The sequence below is a fragment of the Vibrio sp. 10N.247.311.14 genome (assembly GCF_041467715.1).
GTDB classification, from domain to species: Bacteria; Pseudomonadota; Gammaproteobacteria; order Enterobacterales; family Vibrionaceae; genus Vibrio; species Vibrio crassostreae_C.
In genome coordinates this window covers 1-1,854 of record NZ_JBFSVE010000112.1, presented here as the reverse complement: position 1 = coordinate 1,854, position 1,854 = coordinate 1, and the positions used below count along the sequence as shown (strand labels likewise).

Genomic DNA, 1,854 nt, shown 5'->3' with positions numbered 1-1,854 from the left:
AACGGCGGACTGTTAATCCGTATGTCGCAAGTTCAAGTCTTGCAAGGGGAGCCAATTAAAAAAAGCCGCATCATTGATGCGGCTTTTTTGCATCTAAAAACCGAAACTTGTTCATACAAGTCCCTTCCCATTACCAATACCTCGTCTAATACAGAAACCAACAGTTTCAATGTCTTCTAAGCAACCAGACTTCTCTCCTTAATTCCGCTCAAGCTATCACAAGAACAAACTTGTCACTCTTGCAAGAAGCCAGTCATCACGAAGGGCTACTTTCGTTATCTATAGAAGTGCTCTGCTGAGAAATTCTAGTCGTAATGGGGGCGGGAATTAAAAGCTAAATAATGAATTCAAATAAGCTCTAGAAAGACTCTGTTGGTTGCTTAAATTGAAATGACATACGACTCACTCTTTATCGAAACTATCCACTACAATCGCTCCCATAGACGCTGGCATAGAAATAACAATTACCCTTTTGATAGATACAATTGGATCGCTTAATAAAGGAAGCTTGTCCAAACAAGTCAGCACCAAAGCAACAACCAATGCAGTCATCACATAAGCAATAACAATTCTGAAAATAAACACTGGCAACCGAGCGACAATATCTTTCTGAAATACACTCTCATACGTGTAAAAGCCCAGGAATACAGCAGACAATAGAAACAACAACAGCAAGTTAGCTGTGGGCAAAGTCTCCCCTAACTTCCAGGCTTCCTCAGAAAAAGAAATCGGCACGGCCAAAGCAAAAGATCCAACAAAGATCTGGCTGGCATCTTCAAAGTTAAAGCTTAATTTCATAGTTCGACCCATTAGGTTTTAAGGCTTTATCTATTTTTTAAAATAATCACAAAATTATCCGCCAATGATTTGGGGAATTTTCTATTCTTACCAAGCAACAGAAATTACACTTCTTAGCTTAATATTAGTCGTAATAACCTAAACATAGCTTGAACTAACCAGCAAGAAATCAATATGTTCAGAGTAAAAGCTGTCAAAACAACTAATTCATATCGAGTCGACAAGCACATCAGAATCGAAGAGAGACCGGTAAACATCCTAAGATACCAGTGCCTAGAACCAGAAAATCTCAATCAGTTGGGTGATAAACATCACTGCACGGATCGAGGGATACTCTATTTCTTAGCTTATATATCCTTCCGGCATCACTTGGGGAGCTCAGCCTAGCGACTCTCACCTTCAAACTGAATCTAGTTCGCTCTCACCCTTTGAAATGCTTCGAACAAAGTGCTTAATGCCATCGAGAGTGGTTTAAGCTCAATGCATAACAAGAGCTATTAAGTCGACTCATTAAGGACTCTAGCGTTCTTAGCGAAATCCTCCATACACATCAGGCTACCCTCTAGATTCACTGATAGGCCAGAAGTCAGGTTTCCTAGACGAAGGGCTGTTAGCTAATACTTGAGGGAGACTCCAAGCACTGAGCAAGCAGGATGAGTTGTAATGCTCGTATAGTTTCAGGGATTGAATGGGGGCGCTGAGTCAGAACAGTCTCATTAACCTAACTTACAACGTCGTATGGCTCGAGTATTTGATTAGTAAGCTTAAAGAGTTGCATGCGTTTGAAGCCTTTCTTGTGTCAAACCACAATTGGAATCAGAAATGATGTGATTCTAGTCGTAGGATTGGGATTTCTGATAAATGACGGAATAATGGGGACGCGTTGGCTAAGAGTTATGGGGTACGGGAAGCCTTATGTGGAAGTCATTAGATGGAAGGGCGAAGCACTATAATTTAGATGTAAAAAAGCCCCGCTATTTCTAGCGAGGCTTCTAAATAAATGGCGGAGTGGACGGGACTCGAACCCGCGACCCCCGGCGTGACAGGCCGGTATTC

At 41.5% G+C, this 1,854-nt stretch carries 2 protein-coding genes; one reads left to right on the top strand and one right to left on the bottom strand.

Features of this window, described 5'->3' with window-relative positions; all coding sequences use genetic code 11:
- Positions 1-180: hypothetical protein (locus AB6F11_RS21625; protein WP_231904636.1), on the top strand; the 180-nt coding region annotated here is incomplete at its 5' end.
- A 222-nt stretch (positions 181-402) separates the two neighbouring features.
- Here AB6F11_RS21625 and AB6F11_RS21620 read toward each other — a convergent pair.
- Complete coding sequence (locus AB6F11_RS21620) at positions 403-798, bottom strand: DUF2391 family protein (protein WP_017079303.1); 396 nt, start codon at positions 796-798, stop codon at positions 403-405.
- Positions 799-1,854 lie beyond the last annotated feature (1,056 nt).